Origin of the sequence: Streptacidiphilus sp. EB129, from assembly GCF_041262645.1 — a bacterium.
In the GTDB taxonomy this organism is placed as follows: Bacteria; Actinomycetota; Actinomycetes; order Streptomycetales; family Streptomycetaceae; genus Streptacidiphilus.
Window position 1 is genome coordinate 271,698 of sequence record NZ_JBGCCS010000004.1, and the last position, 23,855, is coordinate 295,552.

25 protein-coding genes are annotated in these 23,855 nt (G+C 73.1%); 8 read left to right on the forward strand and 17 right to left on the reverse strand.

Annotated elements, in window-relative coordinates; all coding sequences use genetic code 11:
• Positions 1-229: 229 nt before the first annotated feature.
• The 6 genes from ABH925_RS07440 to ABH925_RS07465 form a co-directional block, all read right to left on the reverse strand.
• Positions 230-991 carry a Mut7-C RNAse domain-containing protein gene (locus ABH925_RS07440; RefSeq protein WP_370146267.1) on the reverse strand — a complete coding sequence of 254 codons (762 nt, stop codon included), beginning with the start codon at positions 989-991 and terminating at the stop codon, positions 230-232.
• A 95-nt stretch (positions 992-1,086) separates the two neighbouring features.
• Positions 1,087-2,301: a calcium:proton antiporter gene (locus tag ABH925_RS07445; protein ID WP_370146268.1), complete on the reverse strand. Its 1,215-nt coding sequence runs from the start codon at positions 2,299-2,301 to the stop codon at positions 1,087-1,089.
• 76 nt (positions 2,302-2,377) lie between these two features.
• On the reverse strand, positions 2,378-2,620 hold the full coding sequence (locus ABH925_RS07450) for a hypothetical protein (RefSeq protein ID WP_370146269.1): 243 nt from the start codon (positions 2,618-2,620) through the stop codon (positions 2,378-2,380).
• Positions 2,621-2,723: 103 nt separating this feature from the next.
• Entirely contained in the window at positions 2,724-3,581 is an 858-nt protein-coding gene (locus ABH925_RS07455; protein WP_370146271.1) for a peptidylprolyl isomerase, read from the reverse strand.
• Positions 3,578-8,098 (reverse strand): NEW3 domain-containing protein, encoded by a 4,521-nt coding sequence (locus ABH925_RS07460; RefSeq protein ID WP_370146377.1) that lies wholly within the window; start codon positions 8,096-8,098, stop codon positions 3,578-3,580. Before ABH925_RS07460 ends, ABH925_RS07455 begins: the two co-directional genes overlap by 4 nt.
• 104 nt (positions 8,099-8,202) lie before the next feature.
• Entirely contained in the window at positions 8,203-9,462 is a 1,260-nt protein-coding gene (locus ABH925_RS07465) for an ROK family protein (protein WP_370146272.1), read from the reverse strand.
• 146 nt (positions 9,463-9,608) lie between these two features.
• On the opposite strand from ABH925_RS07465, the gene ABH925_RS07470 reads away from it, so the two are divergent.
• From ABH925_RS07470 to ABH925_RS07485, 4 genes are all read left to right on the forward strand, one after another.
• Positions 9,609-10,931, forward strand: a complete 1,323-nt coding sequence (locus ABH925_RS07470) for an extracellular solute-binding protein (protein ID WP_370146379.1) — start codon at positions 9,609-9,611, stop codon at positions 10,929-10,931.
• Between the two features lie 151 nt (positions 10,932-11,082).
• Entirely contained in the window at positions 11,083-12,015 is a 933-nt protein-coding gene (locus ABH925_RS07475; protein WP_370146274.1) for a carbohydrate ABC transporter permease, read from the forward strand.
• Entirely contained in the window at positions 12,012-12,929 is a 918-nt protein-coding gene (locus tag ABH925_RS07480; RefSeq protein ID WP_370146275.1) for a carbohydrate ABC transporter permease, read from the forward strand. Before ABH925_RS07475 ends, ABH925_RS07480 begins: the two co-directional genes overlap by 4 nt.
• Before the next feature lie 23 nt (positions 12,930-12,952).
• The gene (locus ABH925_RS07485) at positions 12,953-15,001 is read left to right on the forward strand and encodes a hypothetical protein (protein ID WP_370146276.1); all 2,049 of its coding nucleotides are present in this window, start codon (positions 12,953-12,955) and stop codon (positions 14,999-15,001) included.
• Positions 15,002-15,008: 7 nt separating this feature from the next.
• Here the strand turns inward: ABH925_RS07485 and ABH925_RS07490 are convergent, their stop codons facing one another.
• Genes ABH925_RS07490 through ABH925_RS07510 form a run of 5 tightly spaced genes read right to left on the reverse strand, consistent with a single transcriptional unit; the run spans position 15,009 to position 16,908 of the window.
• Positions 15,009-15,254 (reverse strand): hypothetical protein, encoded by a 246-nt coding sequence (locus ABH925_RS07490; protein ID WP_370146277.1) that lies wholly within the window; start codon positions 15,252-15,254, stop codon positions 15,009-15,011.
• 50 nt (positions 15,255-15,304) lie between these two features.
• Positions 15,305-15,691 carry an RNA-binding S4 domain-containing protein gene (locus ABH925_RS07495; RefSeq protein ID WP_370146279.1) on the reverse strand — a complete coding sequence of 129 codons (387 nt, stop codon included), beginning with the start codon at positions 15,689-15,691 and terminating at the stop codon, positions 15,305-15,307.
• Positions 15,692-15,747: 56 nt separating this feature from the next.
• Complete coding sequence (locus ABH925_RS07500) at positions 15,748-15,900, reverse strand: DUF6126 family protein (RefSeq protein ID WP_370146280.1); 153 nt, start codon at positions 15,898-15,900, stop codon at positions 15,748-15,750.
• 33 nt (positions 15,901-15,933) lie between these two features.
• Positions 15,934-16,521: a helix-turn-helix domain-containing protein gene (locus ABH925_RS07505; RefSeq protein WP_370146281.1), complete on the reverse strand. Its 588-nt coding sequence runs from the start codon at positions 16,519-16,521 to the stop codon at positions 15,934-15,936.
• A 60-nt stretch (positions 16,522-16,581) separates the two neighbouring features.
• Positions 16,582-16,908, reverse strand: coding sequence for an ArsR/SmtB family transcription factor (locus ABH925_RS07510; RefSeq protein WP_370146282.1), 327 nt, complete (start codon positions 16,906-16,908; stop codon positions 16,582-16,584).
• Positions 16,909-17,007: 99 nt separating this feature from the next.
• On the opposite strand from ABH925_RS07510, the gene ABH925_RS07515 reads away from it, so the two are divergent.
• Entirely contained in the window at positions 17,008-17,418 is a 411-nt protein-coding gene (locus ABH925_RS07515; RefSeq protein ID WP_370146283.1) for a tautomerase family protein, read from the forward strand.
• 19 nt (positions 17,419-17,437) lie between these two features.
• On the opposite strand, the gene ABH925_RS07520 is transcribed toward ABH925_RS07515, so the two are convergent.
• On the reverse strand, positions 17,438-17,599 hold the full coding sequence (locus ABH925_RS07520) for a hypothetical protein (protein ID WP_370146284.1): 162 nt from the start codon (positions 17,597-17,599) through the stop codon (positions 17,438-17,440).
• On the reverse strand, positions 17,596-17,778 hold the full coding sequence (locus ABH925_RS07525; RefSeq protein WP_370146285.1) for a hypothetical protein: 183 nt from the start codon (positions 17,776-17,778) through the stop codon (positions 17,596-17,598). The genes ABH925_RS07520 and ABH925_RS07525 overlap by 4 nt, the downstream gene beginning before the upstream one ends.
• A gap of 122 nt (positions 17,779-17,900) precedes the next feature.
• Between ABH925_RS07525 and ABH925_RS07530 the strand changes: the two genes are divergently transcribed.
• Positions 17,901-18,623: a GntR family transcriptional regulator gene (locus ABH925_RS07530; RefSeq protein ID WP_370146286.1), complete on the forward strand. Its 723-nt coding sequence runs from the start codon at positions 17,901-17,903 to the stop codon at positions 18,621-18,623.
• A 128-nt stretch (positions 18,624-18,751) separates the two neighbouring features.
• Here ABH925_RS07530 and ABH925_RS07535 read toward each other — a convergent pair whose 3' ends face one another.
• Positions 18,752-19,384 (reverse strand): TetR/AcrR family transcriptional regulator, encoded by a 633-nt coding sequence (locus ABH925_RS07535; protein ID WP_370146287.1) that lies wholly within the window; start codon positions 19,382-19,384, stop codon positions 18,752-18,754.
• A gap of 94 nt (positions 19,385-19,478) precedes the next feature.
• On the opposite strand from ABH925_RS07535, the gene ABH925_RS07540 reads away from it, so the two are divergent.
• Positions 19,479-20,114 carry an NAD(P)-dependent oxidoreductase gene (locus ABH925_RS07540; RefSeq protein WP_370146288.1) on the forward strand — a complete coding sequence of 212 codons (636 nt, stop codon included), beginning with the start codon at positions 19,479-19,481 and terminating at the stop codon, positions 20,112-20,114.
• Positions 20,115-20,263: 149 nt separating this feature from the next.
• On the opposite strand, the gene ABH925_RS07545 is transcribed toward ABH925_RS07540, so the two are convergent.
• The 3 genes from ABH925_RS07545 to ABH925_RS07555 form a co-directional block, all read right to left on the reverse strand.
• Positions 20,264-20,467 (reverse strand): cold-shock protein, encoded by a 204-nt coding sequence (locus ABH925_RS07545; protein WP_370146289.1) that lies wholly within the window; start codon positions 20,465-20,467, stop codon positions 20,264-20,266.
• 230 nt (positions 20,468-20,697) lie between these two features.
• Entirely contained in the window at positions 20,698-21,108 is a 411-nt protein-coding gene (locus ABH925_RS07550; RefSeq protein WP_370146290.1) for a YchJ family protein, read from the reverse strand.
• A gap of 126 nt (positions 21,109-21,234) precedes the next feature.
• Entirely contained in the window at positions 21,235-22,872 is a 1,638-nt protein-coding gene (locus ABH925_RS07555; protein ID WP_370146291.1) for a CHAD domain-containing protein, read from the reverse strand.
• A gap of 116 nt (positions 22,873-22,988) precedes the next feature.
• Between ABH925_RS07555 and ABH925_RS07560 the strand changes: the two genes are divergently transcribed.
• A complete protein-coding gene (locus ABH925_RS07560) occupies positions 22,989-23,741 on the forward strand; it encodes an alpha/beta hydrolase (protein ID WP_370146292.1) in 753 nt (250 codons plus the stop codon).
• Positions 23,742-23,855 lie beyond the last annotated feature (114 nt).

Genomic DNA, 23,855 nt, shown 5'->3' on the forward strand with positions numbered 1-23,855 from the left:
GTCGGTCGAGAACGGCACACCTGTGCGGGGCGCTCGGTCCCGAGCAGTATGCGGGACCGGTCGGGCGCCAGGGAGGCAGAATGCGGCAGTTGGCTGATTCCGGTGCAACTGCGACTACTGGCCCCCGGCCGCGCCCGGACTTCCCCTGACTGACCCCCGCGACGGTCCCGGACCGCGCCCTGACTGCCCCCGCGACTGTCCCGGGCTGCGCCCGGCCGACCCAGGGGCGCTAGCCGACCTCGGCCCTGCGCTCCGCGCGGGGCGAGGGGAGGTCGCCGAAGTCGCGCACGGCGGCCTCCACGATGGCGTTCAGCCGGGCGTGGTGCGCCCCGCGCCAGTAGGCCTGTCCGCAGTCGGCGCACTCCGAGAACGCGTCGTAGGACCGCTCGGTGCCGTCCCGCAGCCGACCCGCCAGCTCCTCCTTCGGCGCCCTCTGCAGCAGCCCGTTGCAGGCGGTGCAGCGGGTCCACGGTGCGAGCGGCGGCCGGAACCGCGACAGCACGTCGTCCAGCTGCTCGGCCGGCCGGTGGCTGTAGACGTACGCCCCGGCCCACAGCTCCCGGCGCCGCAGCAGCCCCCGGTCCCGGGAGAGCATCACCCGCTGCTCGGCGGCCGAGCGGGCGGCCAGCGCGGGATCGCCGATGTCGGTGCTCTCGTAGGCCACGTCGACGCCCAGCAGCCGCATCCGGCGGGCCAGCGTGCCGAGGTGCACGTCGAGCAGGAAGCGCGCCGGTCCCGGCAACTGCTGCGGACGGGTCACCGTGTGCACCGCCACGTTCTCGCCGTCGGCCGGGATGTGCCCGGCGGTCACCGCGCGCCCGTCCACGACCAGCGCGCCGACCTCCGTCAGCGGCACCCCCAGCGACTCCACCACGTGCCCCAGCGTGGCCGCACCGTCGGTGCGCACCGCCGAACTGCCGCCGCGCCGCGCGGCGCCGACGAACACCTCCAGCTCGGCGTCGACGGTCAGGCTGATCTCCGGTCTCTCCACCCGGCCAGCATGCCAGCGTCCGGATCACCGGTGCCACCGCATTGCCCGGCCCGAGTGGCGGGGGCCCGGGGTCGTCCTGGGCTGGGGTTCGTGACTCAGGGGTTGATCGCCAGGACCACGAAGGCCGCCAGCAGCACCAGGTGCACCCCGCCCTGCAGCTTGGTGGCACGCCCCGGTACGACCGTGAGGATGCTGGCGAACACCGTCAGCGTCAGCAGGACCAGCTGGGTCGGGCCCAGGCCGAGCAGGAGCGGGCCCTTCAGCCAGACGGTGGCCACCGCGATGGCGGGGATGGTCAGGCCGATGCTGGCCATGGCCGAGCCGTAGGCGAGGTTGAGGCTGATCTGCACCCGCTGCCGGGTCGCGGCGCGGGTCGCGGCCAGCGTCTCCGGCAGCAGCACCAGCAGCGCGATGACGACGCCGACGAAGGACGGCGGTGCGCCGACCGCCGCCACCGCGTCCTCGATGGTGTGGGACTCGACCTTCGCCAGCCCGACCACGCCGACCAGGGCGACCAGCAGCAGCCCGAGGCTGACCGCGGCCGCGCGGGAGGTGGGCCGGACGGAGTGCTCCTCGGTGCCGGTCGCCCCGCCGCCGGATGCCGGGTCCGGGTCCGTGGTGTCGGGTCCTGCCTCGGCCAGCGCGACCGGACGGGCGACCGGAGTGGCGACCGGACTGGCGACGGGCCGGGCGGCGGATCGGGGGTGGGCCGCCGTGACCGGGAGGAAGAACTCCCGGTGGCGGCCGGTCTGCATGAACACGAACATCGTGTAGAGAGCCAGCGAGGCCATCGCCGCGAAGGTCAGCTGGGTGGGGGAGAACTCCGGGCCCGGCGCGCTGGTGGTGAAGGTGAGTAGGGCGAGGCTGAGTCCGCTGAGGGTGACCACGGTGGCCAGCGCCGCCCCGGTGCCCTCCGGGTTGAACAGGATCTCGCCGTAGCGCACCGCGCCGATCAGCAGCGACGCGCCGACGATGCCGTTGGTGGTGATCATCACCGCCGCGAAGACGGTGTCCCGGGCCAGCGACGCGGCGTTGGACCCGCCGGAGATCATCAGTGTGACGATCAGGGCGACCTCGATCACCGTCACCGCGACCGCCAGCAGCAGCGACCCGAGCGGCTCGCCGACCCGGTGCGCCACCACCTCGGCATGGTGCACCGCCGCCAGCACCGCGCCGATCAGCACCACGGCGATGCCGACGGCGAGCGCCGTACCCAGGTGCCGCCCCCAGGTCAGCCCGAGGACGACCAGTGCCAGCGGCGGGGCGACGGCGGTCCAGGGCAGGCGGCGAATGCGTCGAAGCTCGGGCATACCGTCAGATTCGCACAGCTATTGCCCTGTTCCGTCGATTCCCTGCCGCACCGTCGGCCGAAAACCGTCGGTACCGTCACCCGTTCACGACGGGCAGTTGACTCACGACCCCCGGAACCGCTGATCCGATCTGCGTGAACGTGGTGCAGGCCCGGCCGGAGCCGGGCTGGGCGGTCTCCACCTCGTTGCAGACGGTCTGGTACCCCTGGGCCTGCGGGCCGGGCAGTGTGGGTGACTGGGCGGCGCTCGCAGCCGAGGTGAGCGTGACGACCGAGGTGGCGGCAAGAAGCGCGGGGGCGAGCACATGACGAATCTTCATGCCCGCACCAACGAGCCACCACGGCCCCGCGATGCGCCCCGTCCCCCATCTGGATGACCCCGCCGAACGCCATCACCGCCCACAACGGCGCAGGGTTTGGTGGTCAGTGCTGGTGGACGTGGTCGGGTTGGGCGGGGTCGGCGGGGTGTTCGAAGCCGGGGGCGAGGCGCAGGGAGCGGGCGCGGAGTTGGTCCAGCAGTCGTGCGAAGGCGCGTAGTCGGGCACCGGAGGGGGTGGGCGGGGCGGAGCCGGTCGGTTGCGGGTCGGTGTCTGCGGCGTCGACGCGCAGCCGGCGCCAGGTGCCGCGTGAGCGAAGTGGCTCGGACGTCCCGCCGACGGGCACGGCGCGGGCGGCGGTGGCGAGTTCCTCGGGCAGGTCGTCCAGGGTGCTCCAGCCGATGGACGCGAAGCCCGCCGCCCGGGCCGACTCCGGGTCGGCGCCACTGGCCAGGCTGAGCCGGTAGCGCGGGCGTACCGGTGCGGCCGGCGGTGACGGCAGGGGCGGCGATGGCGGCGCGGATGACGGCGGCTGTGACGGCGGGAGCAGTGTGGGGGTGGTGCCGGACGTGGCGGCGAAGAGGGTGCTGACGGTGGGGTCCGAGCGCCAGGCCGCTGCGGTGATCGACCCCAGCTGGACCGCGCCCAGCGGGTCCAACTCCGCGACGGGTGCCGTCTGCAGACCGCGCCGGGTGACCTCCGCCGCGCACAGCCGCTCGGTCAGCAGCACCTGTGCGGTCCAGCGGACCAGTTGCCGCCCCTCCCTGCTGCCGTCCACGGGCAGGCTTCCGGCGTTCGGGCCCGCTCTGAGCGCGGCGAGCCTGGCGTCGAGCACGGTCCGGGGGACGGGTCGGCCGTCGATCCACCCGATGGTCTCGGCCTCGCGCTGCGCCCGGGCGGCGGCGGCCTGCGCCGCCGGGCCGTGGTGCCGGTGCTCGTGCTCGTGTTCCGTCGGGGCGGTCATCGGGCACGCACCCGGAGCGGGACGGCCGCGCTGTACTGCACCCGGCCGAACCACATCAGCTTCACCATCGCCCACCACTCACCCGGCTCGGCGTCCACCGGCACGGACACCGCGAACTCGATCTCGGCCGCCTCGCCGGGCTCCACCCGGAAGCCCCGGGTGTGCGGGCCGAGCAGCTCCCAGGTGCCCCAGGGGCTGACCACCATCGCCTCGCCGGAGATCGGGCTCGCGGCCCGGCTGCTCACCCGCATCGCCAGCCGTCCCCGCTCGCCGGGGGCGAGGGTGAGCGACCCGGTGAGCGGGGCCAGGTCGAGGCCCAGGTCGCGGGGGTTCTCCGTGCGGGTGCCCTTGCTCTGCTTGCCGCGCCGGGTCGCCGACCCGGACGACGGCGGAAGCACGGCGTCGAGCGCGCCGCCCGGCACCACCAGGGTGATCACGTCCTCGACCATGTTGCCCCCGTCACCGCTGTTGCCGTCGCCGTCACCGCTCGTGTCCAGCGGGAGCTGCACGCGGGCGAAGTAGAGCCCGGGCGCGGCGTCGGCGGGCGCGGTCAGCGTCAGCGGGAACCGGGTGTGGGCGTCGGCGGCCAGCGACAGGGGCCGCATCGCCGGGTCCGCGCTCCAGCCGGGCGGGACCTCGACCCGGACCGTCGAGTCGAACCGCTGCGCGGGGTGGTGGCTGGCGACGGTGACCGAGCCGGTGACCGTCGCGCCCGGGGCGATCCGGTGCAGCGCGGAGTCGACCGCGACGCTGACCGGGAGGAAGCCCATCGGGGCGGGTCCCCGGTTGTGCAGCCAGTAGCGGGAGTAGACCGGCTGGGCCGCCTCCGCGCCCGGGCCGAGCAGGCCCGCTCCGGCGTCCAGGGCGTCCGCCGCACCGTCCCCGGGCACCCCCTGCAGGGTGGCGATCTGCGCACCGTCCAGCAGGTAGGCGAGCCGTCCCTCGTCGAAGGCGGGGCCCCGGCGCCGCTGTTCCAGCAGGTCGGTCTCGAAGCCGTCGACCCAGCCGAACGGGGTCTCCACGATCGCCGGGACCGGCAGCCCGGTGGTCTCCACCAGACGGACGGTCACCCCGGACGCGGCCGGTTCGCCGCCGACCGCGCCGACCGCGTGCGGGTTGCCGGCCGGCTTGACCGTCTGCACGTGGACACGGCGTTCCGGAGTCACCGTCAGCAGCGAGTAGCGGGACGGCAGTACGCCCGAGTGGGAGGCGCCGGTCCGGGCCAGCAGCGGGGTGCTGAACTCGTGACCGCGTGCCACCAGCCCGGTGTCCCGCCAGTCGCCCCGACCGGAGACCAGCGCGTAGTCGAAGTCGTGGGTCCAGTGCTGGAGTTGGAAGGCCGTCCCGTCGGGCGAGCGGCGCAGCGGCGGATCGAGCCAGACGCCGGACGGCCACCCGGTGCAGGAGCGCAGCAGCGACAGCTGCATTCCGCCCTGCGGGTCGACCGCGAAACCCGGCATCCCCCGGCTGAGGATGCCCACCGTGTGCTGGTCCAGCAGCGTCAGCGCCCCCTCGGCCGCCAGTACCGCGTCGGCGCCGGTACCGGCCGCGAACTCCGCCACCACGGCCTCGATCTCGGCGGCCAGCCGCTCCGGGGTGGCGCCCGCGACGATCAGCACCGGCAGCGCGTCCGCCGCGCGCAGGTCCGCGTTCGGCACCCAGGCGTCCTCGACCGCCGTCCTGGCCGGTACCAGCAGCCTCGCCGCGCCGTGCTCGGCCAGCCGGCGCTCCAGCTCCTTGGCGTGCTCCGGGGGCGCCTGGTCCAGCACCTCGCGGGCGAACGGGTTGGTGTCCGGACCGCCGAGGACGATGCGCAGGTCGGGGAGGTTGGAGTCGACCAGCAGCCAGCCGTACCGGGCTCCGGTCGCCGTGGCGGTGGTGGCCGTGACGCCGATCCGGCCCAGGGCCACCACCAGCGCGCGGGCGTCCTTCGCCACGTCGGCGGGCTCGGCGACGATCACCTCGGCGACGCCCAGCGCGGTGCGGCCCAGCGGAGCTCCGTCAGGAGCCAGCAGGCGCAGATGCGCGGTGCTGCTCAGCGCGAAGAAGGTGTTGGCGGGGTTGTCCAGGGTCCACGGCGCCTCGGCGCTGTCGACGTCGACCAGGCCGAAGCCGCGTCCGACCACGGCCCCGGCGACCTCCGAGACCGGGCGCGCGCCCGGCACCTCGCAGCCGAAGCGGACCCGGAGCAGCCGGTCCGCGCCGTCGAAGGCCAGCACCCGGGTACGCAGGTCGAGCCGGTCCAGCCCGTGCCACAGGGTGATCCGCTGCTCGTAGCGGACCTCGCCGACGGTGCCGGTGACCACCAGCCGACGTCCGGCCGGGGACCGCTCGACCTGTACCGACTCGGCCGCCCGCCCCGCCGAGGAGACCACCCGGCCGGAGGGCAGCAGATGCCAGGGGCCCTCGCCGAACTCGGGGTGGGTGGAGTACTCGTCGTAGACGCGCAGTTCGTTGCCGAGGGCGCCGGAGCGCAGCAGCTCACGGCCGGTGGCGAGTTCGCGGATCGAGGACAGTGCGCCGCCGCGCGCCTCGTCCGCGCTGACCTCCAGGTACTCGTTGGCGATGGATGCCGGGCCGTCGACGGGCCGCCAGCCGCCGGCGGCGGGGGAGTTGCCGGCCGGGTCCGCTGCGGCGTCGGGTGCGGCGTCCGCGTCGGTGAACTCCAGGCGCCAGGTCCGCCAGCCCATCGGGGGGACGTCGCGGGCGACGAACGCCAGGGCCAGCCGCTCGCCCTCGCGTGCCTCCACCAGTACGGGCACCACGGCACCCTGATCGTCCGTCAGCCGCACTCCGGAGCCAGCCCCCGGCGCGGTGACGGTGATCCGGGCCAGGTCGGTCCGGTGGAACGCCAGCGTGTTGGCCACCGTCAGCGGCAGACCGGCACCGTCGTCCCCGACCCCATCCCCGGCACCGGCGCCGTCCGCATCGTCCTCGCCGTCCCCGTCCGCGCCACCGCTGGTGTCGACGCGGGCCAGGATCGCGGTCAGTGCTCGGTCGCGTACCTCGGCGGCGAGATCGTGCGCCTCGCGCCAGCCGGTGACCAGGTCGATGTAGACCTGGTCGGACTCGGAGCCCGTGATCGCGTCATGGTGCGCGCCGTAGGCGAGTTGGCGCCAGACCTTGTCCAGGGCGGCGTGCGGGTAGCGGCCCGCGCCCAGCAGTTCGGCGAAGGTCGCCAGCTTCTCGGCGTCGGTGGCCGCCGTCTCGGCCGCGCGCTGGGCCTGCTTGGTGTCGATGTAGGAGACGTCCTTGCCGGTGTAGACCGGGTTCATGTCCCGGGTCTGCGGGCTGGGCGCCACCCCCCGCTGCTCCAACTCGGCGTGTACGGCGGCGAAGAAGTCGCGCGGGATGCCGCTGACGAAGCGCGGCCAGACGTACCGCGCGTTCCAGTCGCGGTGGATCTCGGTGACCCAACTGCTGGGTGGGGCGTAGTCGGTGCCGACCGGAAGCAGGATGTTCCTGGTCGCGGCGGCCGGTTTCAGCAGCCGGAACAGGTCGTAGGCCCGGCGTTCCGCCTCGGCCAGGCTCGACGCCGAGGCCAGGGTCCAGCCGGCCGAGTAGTGGTTGGGCATGTAGTGGGTGAGCACGCCGCGCCCGGACGGTGAGAGCCACTCGAACTCGGCCGGGAACTGCATCGAGCGGGCGTCGGCGCCGGTTTTGCCGAACTTGGTCAGCAGCGGGCCCCACTGGTGGAACGGCCCCCGCGCCCAGGCGCTGCCGGTCAGTCCGGCCTCGGCGGCCAGGCCGGGGAACTGCGGGTCGTGCCCGAAGACGTCCAGCTGCCAGGCGGTGCGCGGGTCGGCGCCCATGATGTCGCGCTGGTAGCCGACGCCGTAGACCAGGTTGCGGATGGTGGTCTCGGAGCCGGTGAGGTTGGTGTTGGGCTCGTTGTAGGTGCCGCCCATCACCTCGACCCGGCCCGCCGCGATCAGTTCCCGCAGCACCGCGCGGTACTCGGGCAGGACGTCCCAGAACGGTTTGAGGTAGTCGACCTCGGCCAGCACGAAGGTGTAGTCGGGGTCCTCAGCCGCCAGCTCCAGATGCGCCCGCACCAGGTTGAAGCCGTTGTGCTGCCACACCGGGCGGGTGCTGCCGTCGTTGCCCTGCAGCTCCCAGGTGGCGGTGTAGGCGGCCTGGGTGTTCCACCACACCGGGTCGTAGTGGAAGTGCGAGACCAGGTACATGGTCCAGCCCGGTTCGGCGACGGTCAGCACGCCCTCGGAGCGTACGGTCCGGCCGGCGGCGGCCGCCTCGACGGTGAGCGGCACGGTGTCGCGCGGGCTCCAGCGCGCGTCGACGTCCAGGGACACCTCGACCGTCACCGACCCGCGCCCGGACGGGAGCGCGGCGCTGCCGCTCACCCCGGGGCCGGTCACGGTGACCGTGCCGCCCGAGCCGCCGCGTCCGACTCCCAGCAGCAGGCCGCGTCTGACGACCACCCGCAGGACCTGCCGTGGGTGGTCGGCGGAGCCGGTGAAGCACATGGTCGACTCGATACCGGCGATGGAGATCATCACGTGGCCCAGCCCTTCTCGGCGCCCCGCCGGCGCCCTCGACGACAGGCCTACCGCAAGTAGAACGCTTCGGCGGACGATCAGCCACTACCCGTCTCCGGCCGTCAGATCCCGCTGGGGTCCGCGTAGACGGCGTCCAGGGCCAGCAGCGCGCCGCCGCGCGCGGCGGCGGTGAAGCCCAGGGTCGACAGCACGATCTCGCAGCCGCCGGCGTCCGACGCCATCACCCGCTCGTGGACCTCGCGGGTCACCGTGTCGATCAGGTAGTCGCCGAAGTGGGCGAAGTGCCCACCGAGCACCACCAGACGCGGGTTCAGCAGGTCGACCAGGAGCGCGACCCCGGGCCCGAGGCCGGCCGCGATCCGGTCCAGCGCGGTCAGGGTACGGGCGTCGCCGGCCGCCGCGCGCCGCAGCAGCTCGGTCAGCCTGCGCTCCAGGTCCACCGAGGGGTCGCAGACCGGGTCGTCCGGCTCCGCCGCGAACCGCAGCAGCGCCGCGAGCCCGACCATGGTCTCCCAGCAGCCCCGCCGCCCGCAGGAGCACAGCTGACCCGAGGGGTCCATCGGCATGTGGCCCACCTCGCCCGCGAACCCGGCGATCCCGCGCAGCAACCGGCCGTTGGCGATGATGCCGGCGCCGACGCCGGTCTCGCCGGTCAGGTAGAGCAACTCGTGGATGTCCGAGGCCGAGGCGACCAGGTACTCGGCGATCGCGCCCAGCTTGGCGTCGTTCTCCAGGTGGATCGGCGGCGCGGACCGGCCGAGCCGTGCGCGCAGGCCCGCGCTGACCGCGACCTCGCGCCAGCCGATGTTGGCGGCGTAGCTGACCACCTCGCGCTTCATGTCGATCACGCCGGGCGCGGCCAGGGTCACCCCGACGGTGCGGATCCCGCGTGCCAGCAGGGCGTCGATGGTCTCCCGCACCAACTGCGCGGCGCTGTCGAGCACCGCCTCCGGCTCGGCGGCGCGGACGTCGACCGCGATCCGGCGCTCCGCGGCCACGTCCCCGCGCAGGTCGAGCGCGATGACGCTGAGGTAGTCGACGTTGATCTCGACGCCGATGCCGCAGACCGAGCGCCCGTCGACCTCGACCGCGTGACCGGGGCGGCCGACGGCGCCGTCCCGCTCCACCGTGCCCTCGCGGACCAGGCCGAGTTCCACCAGCTCGCCGATCAGGCTGGAGACGGTGGCCTTGGGCAGGCCGGTCTCGGTGGCGATCCGGGCGCGGGACCGCGCCCCGGAGTCGCGCAGCAGGCGCAGCACCATCCCCAGGTTGGTGCGCCGGATCGAGGAACGGTCGGTCGGTTTCGCGGGGCCGGTCATTGCCAGGTCCCGGGTGCCGGTGCCGCGTGGATCCGTGTTCACCCGTCAACTCCCTCACTGCTCGCCAAACCCGGGGCCTTCAGACCTGTTGACTTTAGCAGAGTTAGTTCGAACAATAGGCGAACTAATAGCGTGCAGGTCGAAGCGCAGGTCGAAGCGGCGCCCGTCGAAGGAGTCTGACGTTGAAGGTGCGATCGGTACGGATGGGAGCGCTGGGGGCGGCCGCCGTCCTGGCGACGGTGGTGACCGGATGCAGTTCGTCGGGCTCCGGCGGCACCGCGAGCGCGGGTAGTGGCGGCAGTGGCGGCGGCGTGGTGAAACTGGACTTCTGGGGCTGGGCGCCCGGGTACGACGCCTCGGTGGCGCTGTTCGACAAGACCCACGCCGATGTCCAGGTCACCTGGCACCAGGTCGCCTCGGGCTCCAAGGGCGGCTACACCAAGATGCTGACCGCCGCCAAGGCGGGCAACGCGCCCTGCCTGGCCCAGGTGGGCTACGAGACGCTGCCCAGCTTCGCCGCCGCCGGCGCGCTGCAGGACGTGACCCAGTACGCGGCGGGCAGCAGGAGCCAGTTCGCGGACTGGACCTGGAACCAGGTCAGCATCCAGGGCAAGGTCTACGGGGCCCCGGTCGACACCGCGCCGATGGCGCTGATCTACCGCAAGGACCTGTTCGCCAAGTACGGCATCACCACGCCCCCGGTGACCTGGGACCAGTACGCCGCCGACGCCGCCAGGGTGCACGCGGCCAATCCGAACGCCTACCTCGGCGCCCTGGGCAACGACGCCTACAACTACGCCGGGCTGGCCTGGCAGGCCGGCGGCAAGTGGTTCGGCACCGCCGGCGACCAGTGGCAGGTCGGCATCGACAGCCCCGCGAACCAGAAGGTGGCGTCCTTCTGGCAGGGGCTGATCGACGGCAAGCTGCTGAAGTCCGACCCCAGCTACGACCCCTCCCTCTACAAGGACATGAGCAACGGCACGGTGCTGGCCGACGTCAACGCGGTCTGGGACACCCCGATCGTGGCCAGCAGTGTCGACAAGTCCACCGCCGGCAAGTGGGCGGTCGCCCCGATGCCGGTCTGGGACGCCTCGAACCCCGTCTACGGCAACGACGGCGGCTCCGCCACGGCCGTGCTCAAGGGCTGCGCGAACCCGAAGCAGGCCACCGAGTTCGCGATGTGGATGAGCACCGACCAGAGCAGCCTGACCAACCTGATCAAGGTCACCGGGATCTACCCGGCGGCGACGGCCGGACTGTCCAACCCGGTGCTGTCCGCCCCCGACCCGTTCTACGGAGGTCAGGTGGTCTTCGACGTCTTCAAGGCGGAGACCGCGCACATCGACACCAGCTGGCAGTGGGGTCCGACGATGACCCAGACCTCCGGTGACATCGCCGACGGTCTCGGCGCCGCGGACACCGGCGGCCAGAAGCTCCCGGCCCTGCTCACCGCGGTGCAGGCGAAGACCGTCAGCGGGATGAAGGCCCAGGGCCTCTCCGTCTCCGGCTGACCGGGGTCCTTCCCGGGTACGCGGCTGCGCCCCGCGAGCCGCGTACCCGGCACGGCGCCGACGGCGCCCACCACCCCGACCGGGCCACCGAGTTACTTGGACCACCGAGTTACTTGGACCACCGAGATGCCTGGATCACTGAGAGGACCCGATGACCGCCACGCTGCCCGCCGCCGCGCCCCGGCGACGGCCGCCGAGACACGTCCGCCGCCGGAGCCGGACCGTCGCGCTGTTCCTGACGCCGTTCGCGGTCCTGTTCGCGGCCGTGTACCTGGCGCCCATCGGGTACACCGTCTACCAGAGCCTGTTCCGGCAGCACCACGACGGCCTGGGCCTGTCCGCGCCCACCCAGGTCTTCGCCGGCTTCGCCAACTACACGGCGGCGCTGGGCGATCCGGCCTTCCGCGGGTCACTGCTGCGGGTGCTGCTGATCGGTGTCGTCCAGGTCCCGCTGATGCTGCTGTTCTCGCTGGCGCTGGCGCTGCTGCTGGACGCCAGGACCACCCTGTTCAAGCGCTTCTTCCGGCTGGCCTTCTTCCTCCCCTACGCGCTGCCCGGGGTGGTCGGCGCGATCATGTGGTCCTACCTGGTGGCCCCCGGCCTCAGCCCGATCACCGCGGCCGCGCACCACCTCGGCCTGCACCTGGACCTGACCTCCAACGCGATGCTGGCGCCCACCATCGGCAACATGCTCACCTGGGGCTGGACCGGCTACAACATGCTGATCATCTACTCCGCGCTGCAGGCCATCCCGGCCGAGCTGAGTGAGGCCGCGACCATGGACGGCTGCTCCGCCTTCGGCGTCGCCTGGCGGATCAAGGTCCCGCTGGTGCGCCCGGCGCTCGTGCTGACCACTGTGTTCTCCATCATCGGCACCGCCCAGCTCTACAACGAGCCGGCCATCCTGCAGCATGTCGCGTCCAATCTGAACAGCAGCTACACCCCGATCTTCGCGGCCTACGACGCGGTCGACAACAACGACTTCAACACCGCGGCGACCGAGTCCGTCATCCTCGCGGTGCTGGCCTTCGTCCTGTCCTTCGGCTTCCTCAAGCTGGTCCAACGCCGGGGGGACGCGCGATGACCACTCTCTCGACCACCCCGGTCCGCCCCGGCGCGGACCGTGCCGGGGCAGCGGTTCCGCGCACCGCCCGTCCGCACGGCGGGGCCGCGCGCTGGTTCGTGCTCGGCGTGCTGCTGCTGGCGACGGTGTACTTCCTCGCGCCGGTGTGGTGGCTGTTGGTCTCCTCGACCAAGACCAGCTCCGGACTGTTCACCGGAAACGCCTTCTGGTTCGGCCACTTCGCCCTCTTCGACAACATCCACCAGGTCTTCACCCGCGACGGCGGCATCTACTCGCGCTGGCTGCTGAACAGCGCGGTCTACGCCGTCGGCGGCGCGGCGGTCAGCACCCTGATCGCGGCCATGGCCGGCTACGCCCTCGCCAAGTACGCCTTCCGCGGCCGGGAACTGGCCTTCAACGTGGTGCTCGCGGCGGTGCTGGTGCCGCAGCCGCTGCTGGCCATCCCGCTGTACCTGATGTTCTCGCCGATCCACCTGGTGAACACCTACTGGGGCGTCCTGCTGCCCAGCATGGTCAGCCCGTTCGGCGTCTACCTGGCCCGGATCTACGCCGGGGCCTCGGTCCCGGACGAGCTGATCGAGGCCGGACGGATCGACGGCGCGGGCGAGTTCAGGATCTTCACCACCATCGCGCTGCGGGTGATGTCCCCGGCGCTGGTCACCGTCTTCCTGTTCCAGTTCGTCGCGATCTGGACCAACTACCTGCTGCCGGTGCTGATGCTGGCCGACGACAGCCTGCAGCCCGTCACCGAGGGAGTCGTCGGCTGGCAGGCCCAGCGCGGCATCGGCCCGGCGGCGGTGCCCACCAACATCGTCATCACCGCCGCGATGGTCTCGGCCGTCCCGCTGGTGGTCCTGTTCCTGTCGCTGCAGCGGTTCTGGCGCTCCGGTCTCACCGCCGGCAGCACCAAGTGACCCACATGATGAGGAGTCAACCCGTGTCGGCCCGGTACCACCTGCGCTTCCAGATCCACCCCACGGCCGATGCGGCCGAGGACGCCACCGCCCTGGCCAAGTTCTGCGACCACGCGGGCGTCGAGGAGGTGGTGCTGCTGACGGGCGCGGAGGAGCTCTTCCCCGGCCATCTGGACCGGGCGGCCGAGGACCGCTGGTTCCAGTCGGTGCGCACCGCCCAGGAGGTGCTGCTCGGCTCCGGTCTGCAGGTCAGCCTGAACCCCTGGGCGACCGTCGGCCACGCCGACCGGGGCCGGGTCGACCGCGCCGGGTTCGCCCCGATGGTCGGCCCCGACGGCGACGTCGCCGAAGCCCAGGCCTCGTTCGCCTGCCCGCGCTGGCGGGACTGGCTGGCGGCGCACTACGGCCGGTTCGCCGAGCTGGGCTTCCGGGTGCTGTGGCTGGAGGACGACTTCCGCTACCACAACCACGCGCCGCTGCGCTGGGGCGGCGGCTTCGAGCCGCTGATGCTGGAGCGGTTCGCCGCCCTCGCGGGGGAGGAGGTCTCCCGGGAGCGCCTGGTGGCCGCGATCACCGCGCCCGGAACGCCGCACCGCTGGCGCGGCCTGCTGCAACAGGTCTGGCGCACCGCGCAGTTGGAGGTCGCCGAGCTGGTGGCCCGGGTGGTCGCGGACGCCTCGGACGGGCGGTCCCGGCTCGGTCTGATGAGCTCCGAGCCCGGCGCGCACTCGGTCGAGGGACGGGACTGGACCGCCCTCTTCGAGCGGCTGGGCATCGCCGGGCAGGCGGCCCACCGGCCCCACTTCGCCGCCTACTCCGACGCCCCGGGACGGGAGTTGAGCCGGTCGGTGTGGATGCTGGAGCTCCAGCGAGCGCTGCGTCCGGCCGCCGTCAGCAGCGAACCCGAGCTGGAGAACTGGCCGCACACGGCATGGTCCAAGGCGGACACCCAGGCCTGGTCCGAGCTGGTCGCGGCACAACTCGCCGGCTCGGACGCGATGATGCTCAACGTCCATCCCATGCACGGCAGGCGGGCCGAACGCTTCCCGAGGGTGGGGGAGTTGCTGCGGCGCTCACGCCCCGCGCTCGACTGGGTGGCCGAACGGTACCCGCGCGACCAGGTGACCGATGGAGTGGGTCTGCCGTTCCGGCCGGACGCCGCCGCGCAGGTGCGCACCCGGCGGGGTGACCTGGCCGAGCTGGCGGTCGACCCGGGCCCCACCGCCGACTTCCTGCTCCGCTACGGGGTCCCGGTGACGGCGCGCAGCGCGCCGGTGCGGGCCCTGTTCGGGCAGCTGGCCTGGGCGTTCTTCGACGACGAGCTGCGCGCGATGCTCGCCGGCGGCCTGCTGCTGGACGGCGTGGCGGCCGAGGTGCTGACCGCGCGCGGCTTCGCCGACCTGATCGGCGTACGGGTCGACGCGGTCGTCGACCGCAACGAGCACGTGGCCCCGGGCCCGTACTCCGCAGAGCTGGTGACCGGGGAAGGTGCCTCCTCCCCGGTCACCCGGCACCACCTCCCGGCCGGCACCTGGCTGAGCGTGAACGTGCAGCCGGCGCTGGCGCGGGTGGAACCGCTGCCCGGAACGGCGGTGTGGACCGAGGTGGTCACCCCGGACGGGGCGTACTGGGGCGCGGGCCGCTGCGTCGCCGTCAACGGGCTCGGCGGCCGGGTCGCGGTGCTGGCCTCGACGGCCCCCGCCGAGCTGCCCTTCGACGACGACGGCCGCCTGCTCGTCCACGCCATGGTCCGGTTCCTGGAGGGCGACCGGCCACGCCTGCCGCTGGTCAGCGGCGGGCCGCACCTGATCCCGCACCTCTCCGAGAGCGGCGGGGTCCGCCGCCTCGCCGTGGCCAACGGCAGCGCCGACCCGGCCCGGGTCCGGGTGGACCTCCCGCCGGACCGGCTCCCGGACTCGGTGACCGGCACGCTGCTCGCGCCGCTCGCGTCGCCGGAGCCCTGCACGGTCGCCCGCGCGGCCGGCGGCCTCGATGCCGAGCGGCAACTCCCGCACCGCGGCTGGCTGGTTCTCGACCACCGCGAGGGTGTCGAACGGGAGGGTGTCGAATGAGAGGCCGCTATCTGCCCTCAAGGAAGCGGACCGACCAGGCGTAGCCGCTGAGGCCGTCGGAGGCGACCTTGCGGACTTCGATCACTTCGCATCCGTCGTGGGCGTACTTGCCCGCGAACCTCGCCAGGCGCTGCGCGCCGTCCAGGTCCTCCATCGACAGTGGGGCTCCGACGACCACGTCCTCGTGCACGGTCAGTCCGGTGGTGCCCTCGTTCGAACAGGTTCGGCATTCGTGGGTGCTGGGAAGGGCCATACCCCCAGTGTGCCCTCCGGGCCGGCCGGGGTGCCGGTCGGCATCCCCGGTCAGCCGTTGCGGGAGTGCAGCCGCTCCAGCTCGCGACGGTCGCGCTTGGTCGGGCGCCCGGCGCCCCGGTCGCGCAGGGCGACGACCACGAGCTCCTCGCGCGGCGGGGGCGGCGGGCTGTGGTCGACGTAGCACTCGGCCGCGACGGTCGCCCCGACCCGCTTGCGGATCAGCTTCCGCACCACGACGATCCGCTCGTACCCGCCGTCGCGCAGCCGCACCTCGTCACCGGGGCGGACGGCGTACGCGGGCTTCACCCGCTCGTTGTTCACCCGGACGTGGCCGCCACGGCAGGCGGCCGCGGCCAGGGAGCGGGTCTTGGTGAGCCGCACCGACCAGATCCAGCTGTCGACCCGGACCGTGCCGGGCGCTTCCTCAGCAGCCATGCCCGCACTCTACGTCGGATCGACGCCGGGGCTGGAGTGACTTTTCCGGTGCGGGGTCAGGCGGCGTGGCCGCTCATGAAGTAGAGCAGCATGGCGAAACCGGCGAAGACGTGCAGGCCGATGACGTAGATGAAGACACGGATGTTGACGCGACGTTCGGTGAGGGTGCTCCCGTCCTCGACGGGGCGGGCGTGGTTCTCGGTGGCCATGGGACAAATTGCCTTCCTGGGCGGGCGGTCTCTCTAGGGCAGGCAGAGGTCCGCGGTGGGGCTCTGCAGCAGGGTGTGCAGGAACAGCACCTCGACCCCGGGGGCCTCGGCCGCGACCAGGCGGTGCGGGCGCATGGAGTCGAAGTGGGCGGCGTCGCCCGGGTCGAGCCGGTGCTCCTGCTCGTCCAGGGTCAGCAGCAGCCGGCCCTGCAGGACGTAGAGCCACTCCTCGCCGGGGTGGACCCGGACCACAGCGTCCTGGACGCGGGGCGGGATGTGCACCCGCAGGGCCTGCATCGCCCGTCCCGGGGCACCGGCCGGGCGGTACAGCCAGCCGCCCGCGCGAGAGGTCTCCCGGTCCGCGTCCCGTCCCCGGATCACCGGGGACGGTCCTGACGCGTCCTCGCCGAGCAGGACCTCGACCGGGACGCCGTATGCTCGGGACAGGCCCAGCAGTACCGGCAGCGAAGGCTGCCGTTTGGCGGTCTCCAGTCGGGACAGGTGCGCCGGTGACAGGCCGACCCGTGCGGCGGCGGCCTCCAGCGTGAGCCGGCTGCTCAGCCGCCGCTCGCGCAGCCGCGCGCCGAGCCCGGGAACCTCTTCGGTGGCCGTGGTGTCCATGACGCCAGTCCACACCCGTCGTGCCTCCACGGCAACCATTTTGCCTCTGAGGCAAACTCCTCAGTCCGCCGTGGGGTCGGCCAGGATCAGGTCGAGCAGGCCGGGGAAGCGCTGGTCGAACTCGGGGCGGCGGAGCCTGTTGAGTCTGCGCGGCCCCTCGTCCCGCTGCTCGACGAGGCCGGCGGCGCGCAGCACGGCGAAGTGGTGGCTGCGCGTCGCCTTGGTCACCGGCAGGTCGAAGGTGCCGCAGGCGCGGGCCCAGTCCGGGCCGGCGGCCAACTCCCTGAGGATGGTGCGCCGCACCGGGTCGCTGACCGCGTCGAGCGCGTCCTGGAGTGACACCTCGGCCGGATCGGTGTGAGTGAGGCTGCGGGTGCGCGCGGACACGGTGGGATCCTCCACAGAGTGTTCGATGCTGGTCGTACACTGATATGGTCGATGACTGTCGAACACTGTAGCTGAGCCCTCCGGAAAGCGAGCGTCCTCATGCCTCTGGTCCGCATCGACCTGTCCGCCGCACGCCCGCCCGCCGTTCGGCGCGCCATCGCCGACGGTGTGCACCGGGCCCTCGTCGACGCCATCGGCATCCCGGCCGGTGACCGCTTCCAGATCGTCACCCCGCACGGTCCCGAGGAACTCGTCTTCGACCCGGACTACCTCGACGTGGCCCGGCAGGACGTCGTCTACATCCAGATCACCCTGGTGGCGGGCCGTTCCCGCGACCTCAAACTCGACCTGTACCGACGGATCACCGCCAACCTGACCGACGCCGGCGTGCGACCCGAGGACGTGTTCGTCACCCTCACCGAGAACGACCTCGACAACTGGTCCGTGGGCAACGGCAGAGCGCAACTGGTCGAGCAGGGTGCCGTGGCAGGGGCCCAGGTCGAGCCCTGATCCCACGTGGCGTTCTCACTCACGCCGCATGCGCGGCTGCGTGGTGGCGGGCCTGCATCACTCGCACGTCGGTGAGTCGGGAGTGGTCCCCCGTCAGGACGGCGGCGCGGGCCTGGAGGGACAGGCGCGCGCATTCGGCGCAGCCCTCGGGCGCCTCGGCCTCCAGCGGGGGAGTGCTCACTGTTCGACCTGGCTCACGGCGACCGCGACGTTCCGAGGCGACGCGGCCGTGGGCCGGCGGCGGACGGTGGAGAGGTCCACCCCGTCGCAGCGGGGGCAGCGGCGGGTGGTGGCCCAGACCATCTGATCGGCCCGGCCGCATCCGCTGCACCTCTGCGGCGTCGCCGTGTAGAACCACATGCGCTGACCTCCCATGCGAGTGAACTAGTTCACTGTCGCAGTGACCGAAGCACTACGCAACGGAGTGGAGTGCACTAGGTTGCTCATTGACAGGACGTCACCATCGTTGAGAGGTACGGAAGATGGCACATCCGAAAACTTTCACGACCATCGCTGATCACTTCCGGACGCGCATCCTCTCGGGCGAGCTCGCGCCGGGCACCAAGCTGCCGACCAACCGTGAGATCAGCGGACAGTGGCAGGTCGCGGCTGCCACCGTCAGCAGGGCGCTGCAGGCTCTCCAGGTGGAGGGCTACATCCGGACCACGCCGCGTGGGACGTTCGTGGCGGATGACCCGAGGGTGACGCTCTCGCCGAGGGACCGACTGGCCAGGGTCGCGCGGGTGAAGTCCATCCTTGCGGACGGCGAGACGAGTCGGGTCACGTCAGCGTCGCTGGTGGTCCCTCCGCTGTACGTCGCCGAGTTGTTCGACCTGGACCCCGGGGACCAAGTGGTTCGGCGCGAGTGGCTGGCCGGGCGGGGGCAGGTGCGGACCTGCTTCGCGGTGACGTGGTACCCGGCCCCGTTCGCGGCCCTGGTGGCCGACCTGCTGAGCACCGCCCCGGAGAAGAATGCCGGACTCACGTCACGGGTGCTGGAGGCCACCGGTCGCACCATCACCAGTGCCCGGGACGACATGCACGCGAGGGAGGCGGACGCGCGCGAAGCCTCGGCCCTGGGGCTCAAGCTCGGCACGTCCGTCCTCGCCGGGGCGCACCGCTGGGCCGACGAGGACGGCGTGATCGAGTACGGCGAATGGTGTCTCCCGCCGCGCTTCACCATCGGCTACGAGTACCAGCCGTAGAACGCACGAAAACCCGCGACGGCGGGGCCTGATGCGCGCCGCCCGCTCGCTCGGCATCGCGGCTCACCGCAGGCCCCTGTCCGTTCCGCTCACCGCCTGACCGGCGTGCTCGGCCGTGGGCGGGGCGCTCAGGAGCCGGTGGGGTCGAGGCCGGTGACGAGGGTGCGGGCGAGGGAGGCGGCGAAGGCGTCCACCGGCTCCGGGGGCTCGGAGAGGAAGGGTGCGAGCAGGGCCCGCTGGAAGCAGGCGCCGAGCAGCAGGGCGGAGGCGGCGTCCGGGTCGGCGTCCTTGCGGATCCGCCCGTGGGCGCGCTCGGTGCGGAGGAACGCCGCCAGGGCGTGCAGCGGATGGTGCGGGCCCCTGCCCAGCGGGCGCAGGCCGTCGATGTGGCGCCGCAGCAGGCTGGGGTCGGCGAAGAGCGAGGCGCTGATCGCCGCGCTGGCCTCGTAGAACAGGCACGCCTCGTGGGCGATCTCGGTCAGGCACTGCTCGGTGCTGCGGTCGCCGGGGCTTTCCGTGAGGGCGACCAGCAGCGGGCCGAGCGGGGGCAGGCGCTCCTGCAGCACGGCGACGAAGAGCTCCTCCTTGCTGGAGAAGTACTTGTACAGGGTGGCCTCCGAGCACTCGGCGGCTGCGGCGATCTCCTTGGTGGTGGCCCGGACCAGCCCGATGGTGCGCATCAGCCGCTCGGCGGCGTCCAGGATGCGCAGCCGGGTGGGCGTCGGAGTCGGGGTCGGGCCGGCGGAGGGCGTGGGTGTCACAGGGGGTCCGATCTGTCGGCGAGGGCTTGACGTCAAGGTAAGTGAATGCTCACTCTAGAGGGGTGAGTGAATACTTACCCACCAAGGAGCGATCGTGAAACTCACCGTCTTCGGAGCAACCGGCGGCATCGGCGGCCAGATCGTCCGGCAGGCCCTCGACGCCGGTCACGACGTCACCGCCGTGGTCAGGGAACCGTCCCGGTTCACCCTCGAACGCCCGGGGCTGCGGGTGGCCACCGCCGACCCCACCGACCCGGAGCCGCTGGTGCCGCTGGTCGCCGGACGGGACGCGGTGCTCTCCGGCATCGGGGCGCGGGGCCGCAAGCAGGCCGGCATCGCCGCCGTCGCCACCGGGGCGATCCTGCAGGCCATGGCCCGGGCGCAGGTGTCTCGGCTGCTGGTGGTCAGTGCCGCGCCGCTGGCGCCGATCCCGGTCGGCGAGTCGCCGGTGCTGCGCTATCTCGGCACCCCGGTGATCCGCCGGGTCCTCAAGGGCGTGTACGCGGACCTCGCCGACATGGAGGCGCTGATGCGCGACAGCGACGCCGAATGGACCTCGGTCCGCCCGCCCAAGCTCAACGACAAGCCGCTCACCGGTGTCTACCGGGAGGTCGTCGGCGGCGCCGTGGCCAAGGGCTTCGCCATTTCCCGCGCCGATGTCGCCCACGCCATGCTGGCGATGATCGACAATCCGGCGACCGTGCGGCAGGCCGTCGGCGTGGCCTACTGATCGCCCGGCGGGGGTACGGGACGGGTGCGGCGCGGTGCGCGCACAGCGAGAAGCCCCGCTGTGCGAACGCACGGCGGGGCTTCCCGGACGCACACAGCGCGAAAGCGCTATTGCGTCAGGCGCTCGATGAAATCAGAGCGCGGGGTGAATCAGAGGCCGCGGATGTTCTCGGCCTGCGGGCCCTTCGGGCCCTGGGTGACGTCGAACTCGACCTTCTGGCCCTCAAGGAGCTCACGGAAGCCGGTCGAGTTGATGTTCGAGTAGTGGGCGAAGACGTCGGCGCCGCCGCCGTCCTGCTCGATGAAGCCGAAACCCTTTTCGGCGTTGAACCACTTCACGGTGCCAGTAGCCACGATATGTCTCCTTCGGGGGCAGTTTCGGAATTCACACCGTGTGAAATCCGAGTCGCCGCGATGATTGCCCCGCTCCGACTGCGACACATGGACACAGGTACCGGAAAAACAAATGCGCCTGTCGGTTACATCCCGATAGGCGCACACAACGTTCATGGGAACCACAACTGCAACGTCTTCAAAGCTAGCACACCTTTTTCGTGACGCTGTCGGCACTGGCGTCGCGTGCGTCACTCCGGTAGCGCGTCCAGGTAGACCCAGGCGCCGGCGACGCGGACGAAGCGGCTGTGCTCGTGCAGCGCATCGGTGTGGCGGCCGTCGCGGTAGTGGGCCCGGAACTCCACGGTGCCCTCGGCGTGGAACGCGCCGCCCTCGGTGGTGCCGAGGATCTCCAGCCGGAGCCACTGCTGCGCCGGGTCGAGCTCCAGCCGGGCCGGACGGGTGTCCGGGTGCCAGGACCGCAGCAGGTAGGCGGTGTCGCCCACGGCGAACGCGCTGTACCGGGAGCGCATCAGCAGTTCCGCGCTGGGCGCGGCCGCCTCCCCGGCGTGGAAGCGTCCACAGCACGCACGGTAGGGCTGCCCGAGCCCGCAGGGGCACGGCTCCGCGTCGTGGTTTCTCGGGTGTCGGTTCTTGGCCATGCGTCGATTGTGCCGGTAGCCCACCCCGGGGGACGTGAGCGGGCGCCGCCTGAGCGGGCCTCAGCTTGAACGCGGGCTCAGCTTGAACGCGGGCTCGGGCGGACGCGGGCTCAGGCGGACGCGGGCTCAGGTGAAGCGGGTGAGGCGGCGGGGGCGGGCGGCGCGCCAGACTGCCGGCAGGTCCCGGTCGGTCTGGGCGATGGCGGCGCGCTGACCGGCGTAGAGGACGCCGTAGCCGAAGCCGTCCTCGCCGGCCGCGTGCGCCGCCGAGGCCAGGCCCGGGAGTTGGGCGCAGGCGAGCAGGGCGTCCTGGCGGTCGCCGAGCAGCTGCTGCACCGCCTTCATCCGTCCGGCCAGCCGGCTCGCGGGCTTGCCCACCGACCGCTGGGCGCCCTCGGCGGCGTACCGCGCGCGCTTGGCCGCCTTCCGGGCGCCGTGCAGGGACTGGTCGCGCAGCGGACCGTCCGGGGCGGCGGCCGCCTCGGCCAGCCGCTGCGCCACCCGCAGCTGCTCGCGCCGCACCGTCCGCTCGAACGCCGACGCCGCGCCCCGGCGCGCCTGGCGGCGCCGCAGCGGCGGACGGGTGGCCAGCTCCTCCAGGGTGTCGAGCAGGGCGAAGTAGCGGGCGCCGTCGAGTTCGGCGATCACGCGCTTCCAGGAACTCCGGTAGCGGGACGTGGCCCAGGCGTCGATCCGCTCCCGGATCGGTCCCGGGGCCTCGGCCGCCGGCAGCAGCCCCAGCTCCGCGCCCAGCCGTGCGCCGAGCACCTCCTGGTCCCTGGCCTCGCCCAGCACCGCGCCGAGCCACCGCAGTTCCTCGGTCACCCGCCCGGCCGGGCCGCGCCGGTCCAGCAGCCGCCGGTGGATCCGCAGCGTGCTGCGCAGCCGGCGCACGGCCACCCGCATCTGGTGCACGGCGTCGGGCTGGTCCGCGCGGACGGTGGGGTCGAGCGCGATCAGCTCGGCGGTCTGCTCGCGCAGCAGTTCGGTCACCGCGGCGCCGATGCTGCGCGGGCGGACGTCGGGGGAGGGCGGCGGCTGTACCTCCAGGCCCAGGGCGCGGGCCAGCTTGGACGAACTGGCCGAGCGGCGCAGCCCGGCGCGGGTGAGCCGCTGCTCGACGGCGTCGAGCAGGGCGGGGCGCCCGTCGACCAGTTCCGCCTCCACTTCGGTCCACCGCAGCGGTTCGGCGGCTTCGGCGGCCTCCGCGGCCTCGGCGGACACCTCGGTGCCGGCCCCGGCCGGGACCCCGGCGGGGACCCCCGCCGCGGCCCGTGCCCCGGTCGGGACGCCGGCCGGGGCCAGGTCCGGGGTCGCCACCGCGCGGGCGGCGACGGCGTCCTGGGCGATCTCGGCCAGCGACCGCTGCCGGGCGTCCAGCAGCAGCGTGCGGCTGCGGTGGGTGTGCAGATGGGCCACCGGCACCAGTGCCGCGCCCCGCGCGTACACGCTGGTCCGCAGCAGCAGCGCGCGCGGGACCCTGCGCGGCCCGCCGGCCCGCAGCGGCAGCTCGATCTCGCGGCGCTCGTCCGGCCCGACCGGGAGTTTCAGGTGCCAGCCGGCGTCATGGCCGCCGGTCCGCCGCCGCAGGGTGACGCCGTGGGCGAGCAGTCGCAGGTCGGGGGTGTCGTAGTAGACCGCGTCCAGTTCCTCGACGTCCGGGTCGGAGATCTCGGCCACGCCGGGCAGGCCGTCCAGGTCCGGGAGGGCGGCCGTGTCGATGCCGTCGTACTTCCGTTCCCGCTCCGTACGGATGGTCGTCATGCACGATCCCTGCCCTCTCGTGAGCGGTGCCACGCCTGCCGGGGGCCTGAGCTCGCGCCCTCGGGGGTAGGAGGGCGATGGTACGCATGTTCCTGCTCGGAGGAGAAGGCACGACGATGGTGAGACTCGCGGAGCGCGTGGAGGTACGGCGCGGCGTCCGGTACGGGTCGGGCGGACTGCTGCTCGACGTCTACCGGCCGGCGGCGCGGGAGCCGGGCGTCGGGTGGCCGACGGTGCTGCTGTGGCACGGGCGTCCGGCCGTGAGCCGGACCGTGCTGGCCGCGCTGGGACGGGCGGCCGCCTCGCAGGGGCTGCTGGTACTGGCGCCCGACTGGCGCACCGACGCCGCCGACGGCGGCTGGGGCGGGCTGCGCGAGTCGCTCGCCTTCGCGCGCCGGAACGCCGCCGGGCTGGGCGGCGATCCGCACCGCTTCGTGCTGGCGGGCTGGTCGGTGGGCGGCCGGGCGGCGCTGGCCGCCGCGCTGCGGCCGTCGGCGCTGAGCACCGACGGCTGGCGGCCGTCGGCGGTGGTCGGCCTGGGCAGCAACTACCGCAGCGCGGACGAGCTGATGCATCCGACCGTGATGGACGAGCTGGCCGCCTCGGTGGCGTCCCCGGTCCCGGTCTGGCTGCACCACGGGACCCGGGACGTGGTGGTGGACGTGGCCCGGTCCCGCGAGTTCGCCGCCGCGCTGGAGGTGTGCGGCTGGCAGGTGTCGCTGACCGAGTCCGACTCCGACCACGCGGGCGTGGTGCTGGCCGAGTACGACCGCGCGCTCGGCCGCTGCCGCGGCGCCACCGCCGACCACGCCGTCCAGGCCGGCGAAGTGACGGCCCGGCTGCTCGCCCGCGCCGCGTTCGGCGACTGAGGCCGGACCGACTGAGGCCGGACGGCCTGTGGCCGTTCGGCCTGTGGCCGTTCGGCCTGAGGCGTCCCGGCCGTGTGGGTGCGCGGCCGGGACCGCCCCGCGCGGCGCCGAGGC

Bases quoted from the DNA above. Each gene is read 5' to 3' on its own strand.
- ABH925_RS07455 (WP_370146271.1), bottom strand. From the start codon at position 3,581: ATGACCGCCCCGACGGAACACGAGCACGAGCACCGGCACCACGGCCCG.
- ABH925_RS07515 (WP_370146283.1), top strand. From the start codon at position 17,008: ATGCCTCTGGTCCGCATCGACCTGTCCGCCGCACGCCCGCCCGCCGTT.
- ABH925_RS07495 (WP_370146279.1), bottom strand. From the start codon at position 15,691: ATGGCTGCTGAGGAAGCGCCCGGCACGGTCCGGGTCGACAGCTGGATC.
- ABH925_RS07560 (WP_370146292.1), top strand. From the start codon at position 22,989: ATGGTGAGACTCGCGGAGCGCGTGGAGGTACGGCGCGGCGTCCGGTAC.
- ABH925_RS07490 (WP_370146277.1), bottom strand. From the start codon at position 15,254: ATGGCCCTTCCCAGCACCCACGAATGCCGAACCTGTTCGAACGAGGGC.
- ABH925_RS07550 (WP_370146290.1), bottom strand. From the start codon at position 21,108: ATGGCCAAGAACCGACACCCGAGAAACCACGACGCGGAGCCGTGCCCC.
- ABH925_RS07555 (WP_370146291.1), bottom strand. From the start codon at position 22,872: ATGACGACCATCCGTACGGAGCGGGAACGGAAGTACGACGGCATCGAC.
- ABH925_RS07460 (WP_370146377.1), bottom strand. From the start codon at position 8,098: ATGATCTCCATCGCCGGTATCGAGTCGACCATGTGCTTCACCGGCTCC.
- ABH925_RS07475 (WP_370146274.1), top strand. From the start codon at position 11,083: ATGACCGCCACGCTGCCCGCCGCCGCGCCCCGGCGACGGCCGCCGAGA.
- ABH925_RS07530 (WP_370146286.1), top strand. From the start codon at position 17,901: ATGGCACATCCGAAAACTTTCACGACCATCGCTGATCACTTCCGGACG.
- ABH925_RS07445 (WP_370146268.1), bottom strand. From the start codon at position 2,301: ATGCCCGAGCTTCGACGCATTCGCCGCCTGCCCTGGACCGCCGTCGCC.
- ABH925_RS07480 (WP_370146275.1), top strand. From the start codon at position 12,012: ATGACCACTCTCTCGACCACCCCGGTCCGCCCCGGCGCGGACCGTGCC.
- ABH925_RS07525 (WP_370146285.1), bottom strand. From the start codon at position 17,778: ATGTGGTTCTACACGGCGACGCCGCAGAGGTGCAGCGGATGCGGCCGG.
- ABH925_RS07450 (WP_370146269.1), bottom strand. From the start codon at position 2,620: ATGAAGATTCGTCATGTGCTCGCCCCCGCGCTTCTTGCCGCCACCTCG.
- ABH925_RS07505 (WP_370146281.1), bottom strand. From the start codon at position 16,521: ATGGACACCACGGCCACCGAAGAGGTTCCCGGGCTCGGCGCGCGGCTG.
- ABH925_RS07500 (WP_370146280.1), bottom strand. From the start codon at position 15,900: ATGGCCACCGAGAACCACGCCCGCCCCGTCGAGGACGGGAGCACCCTC.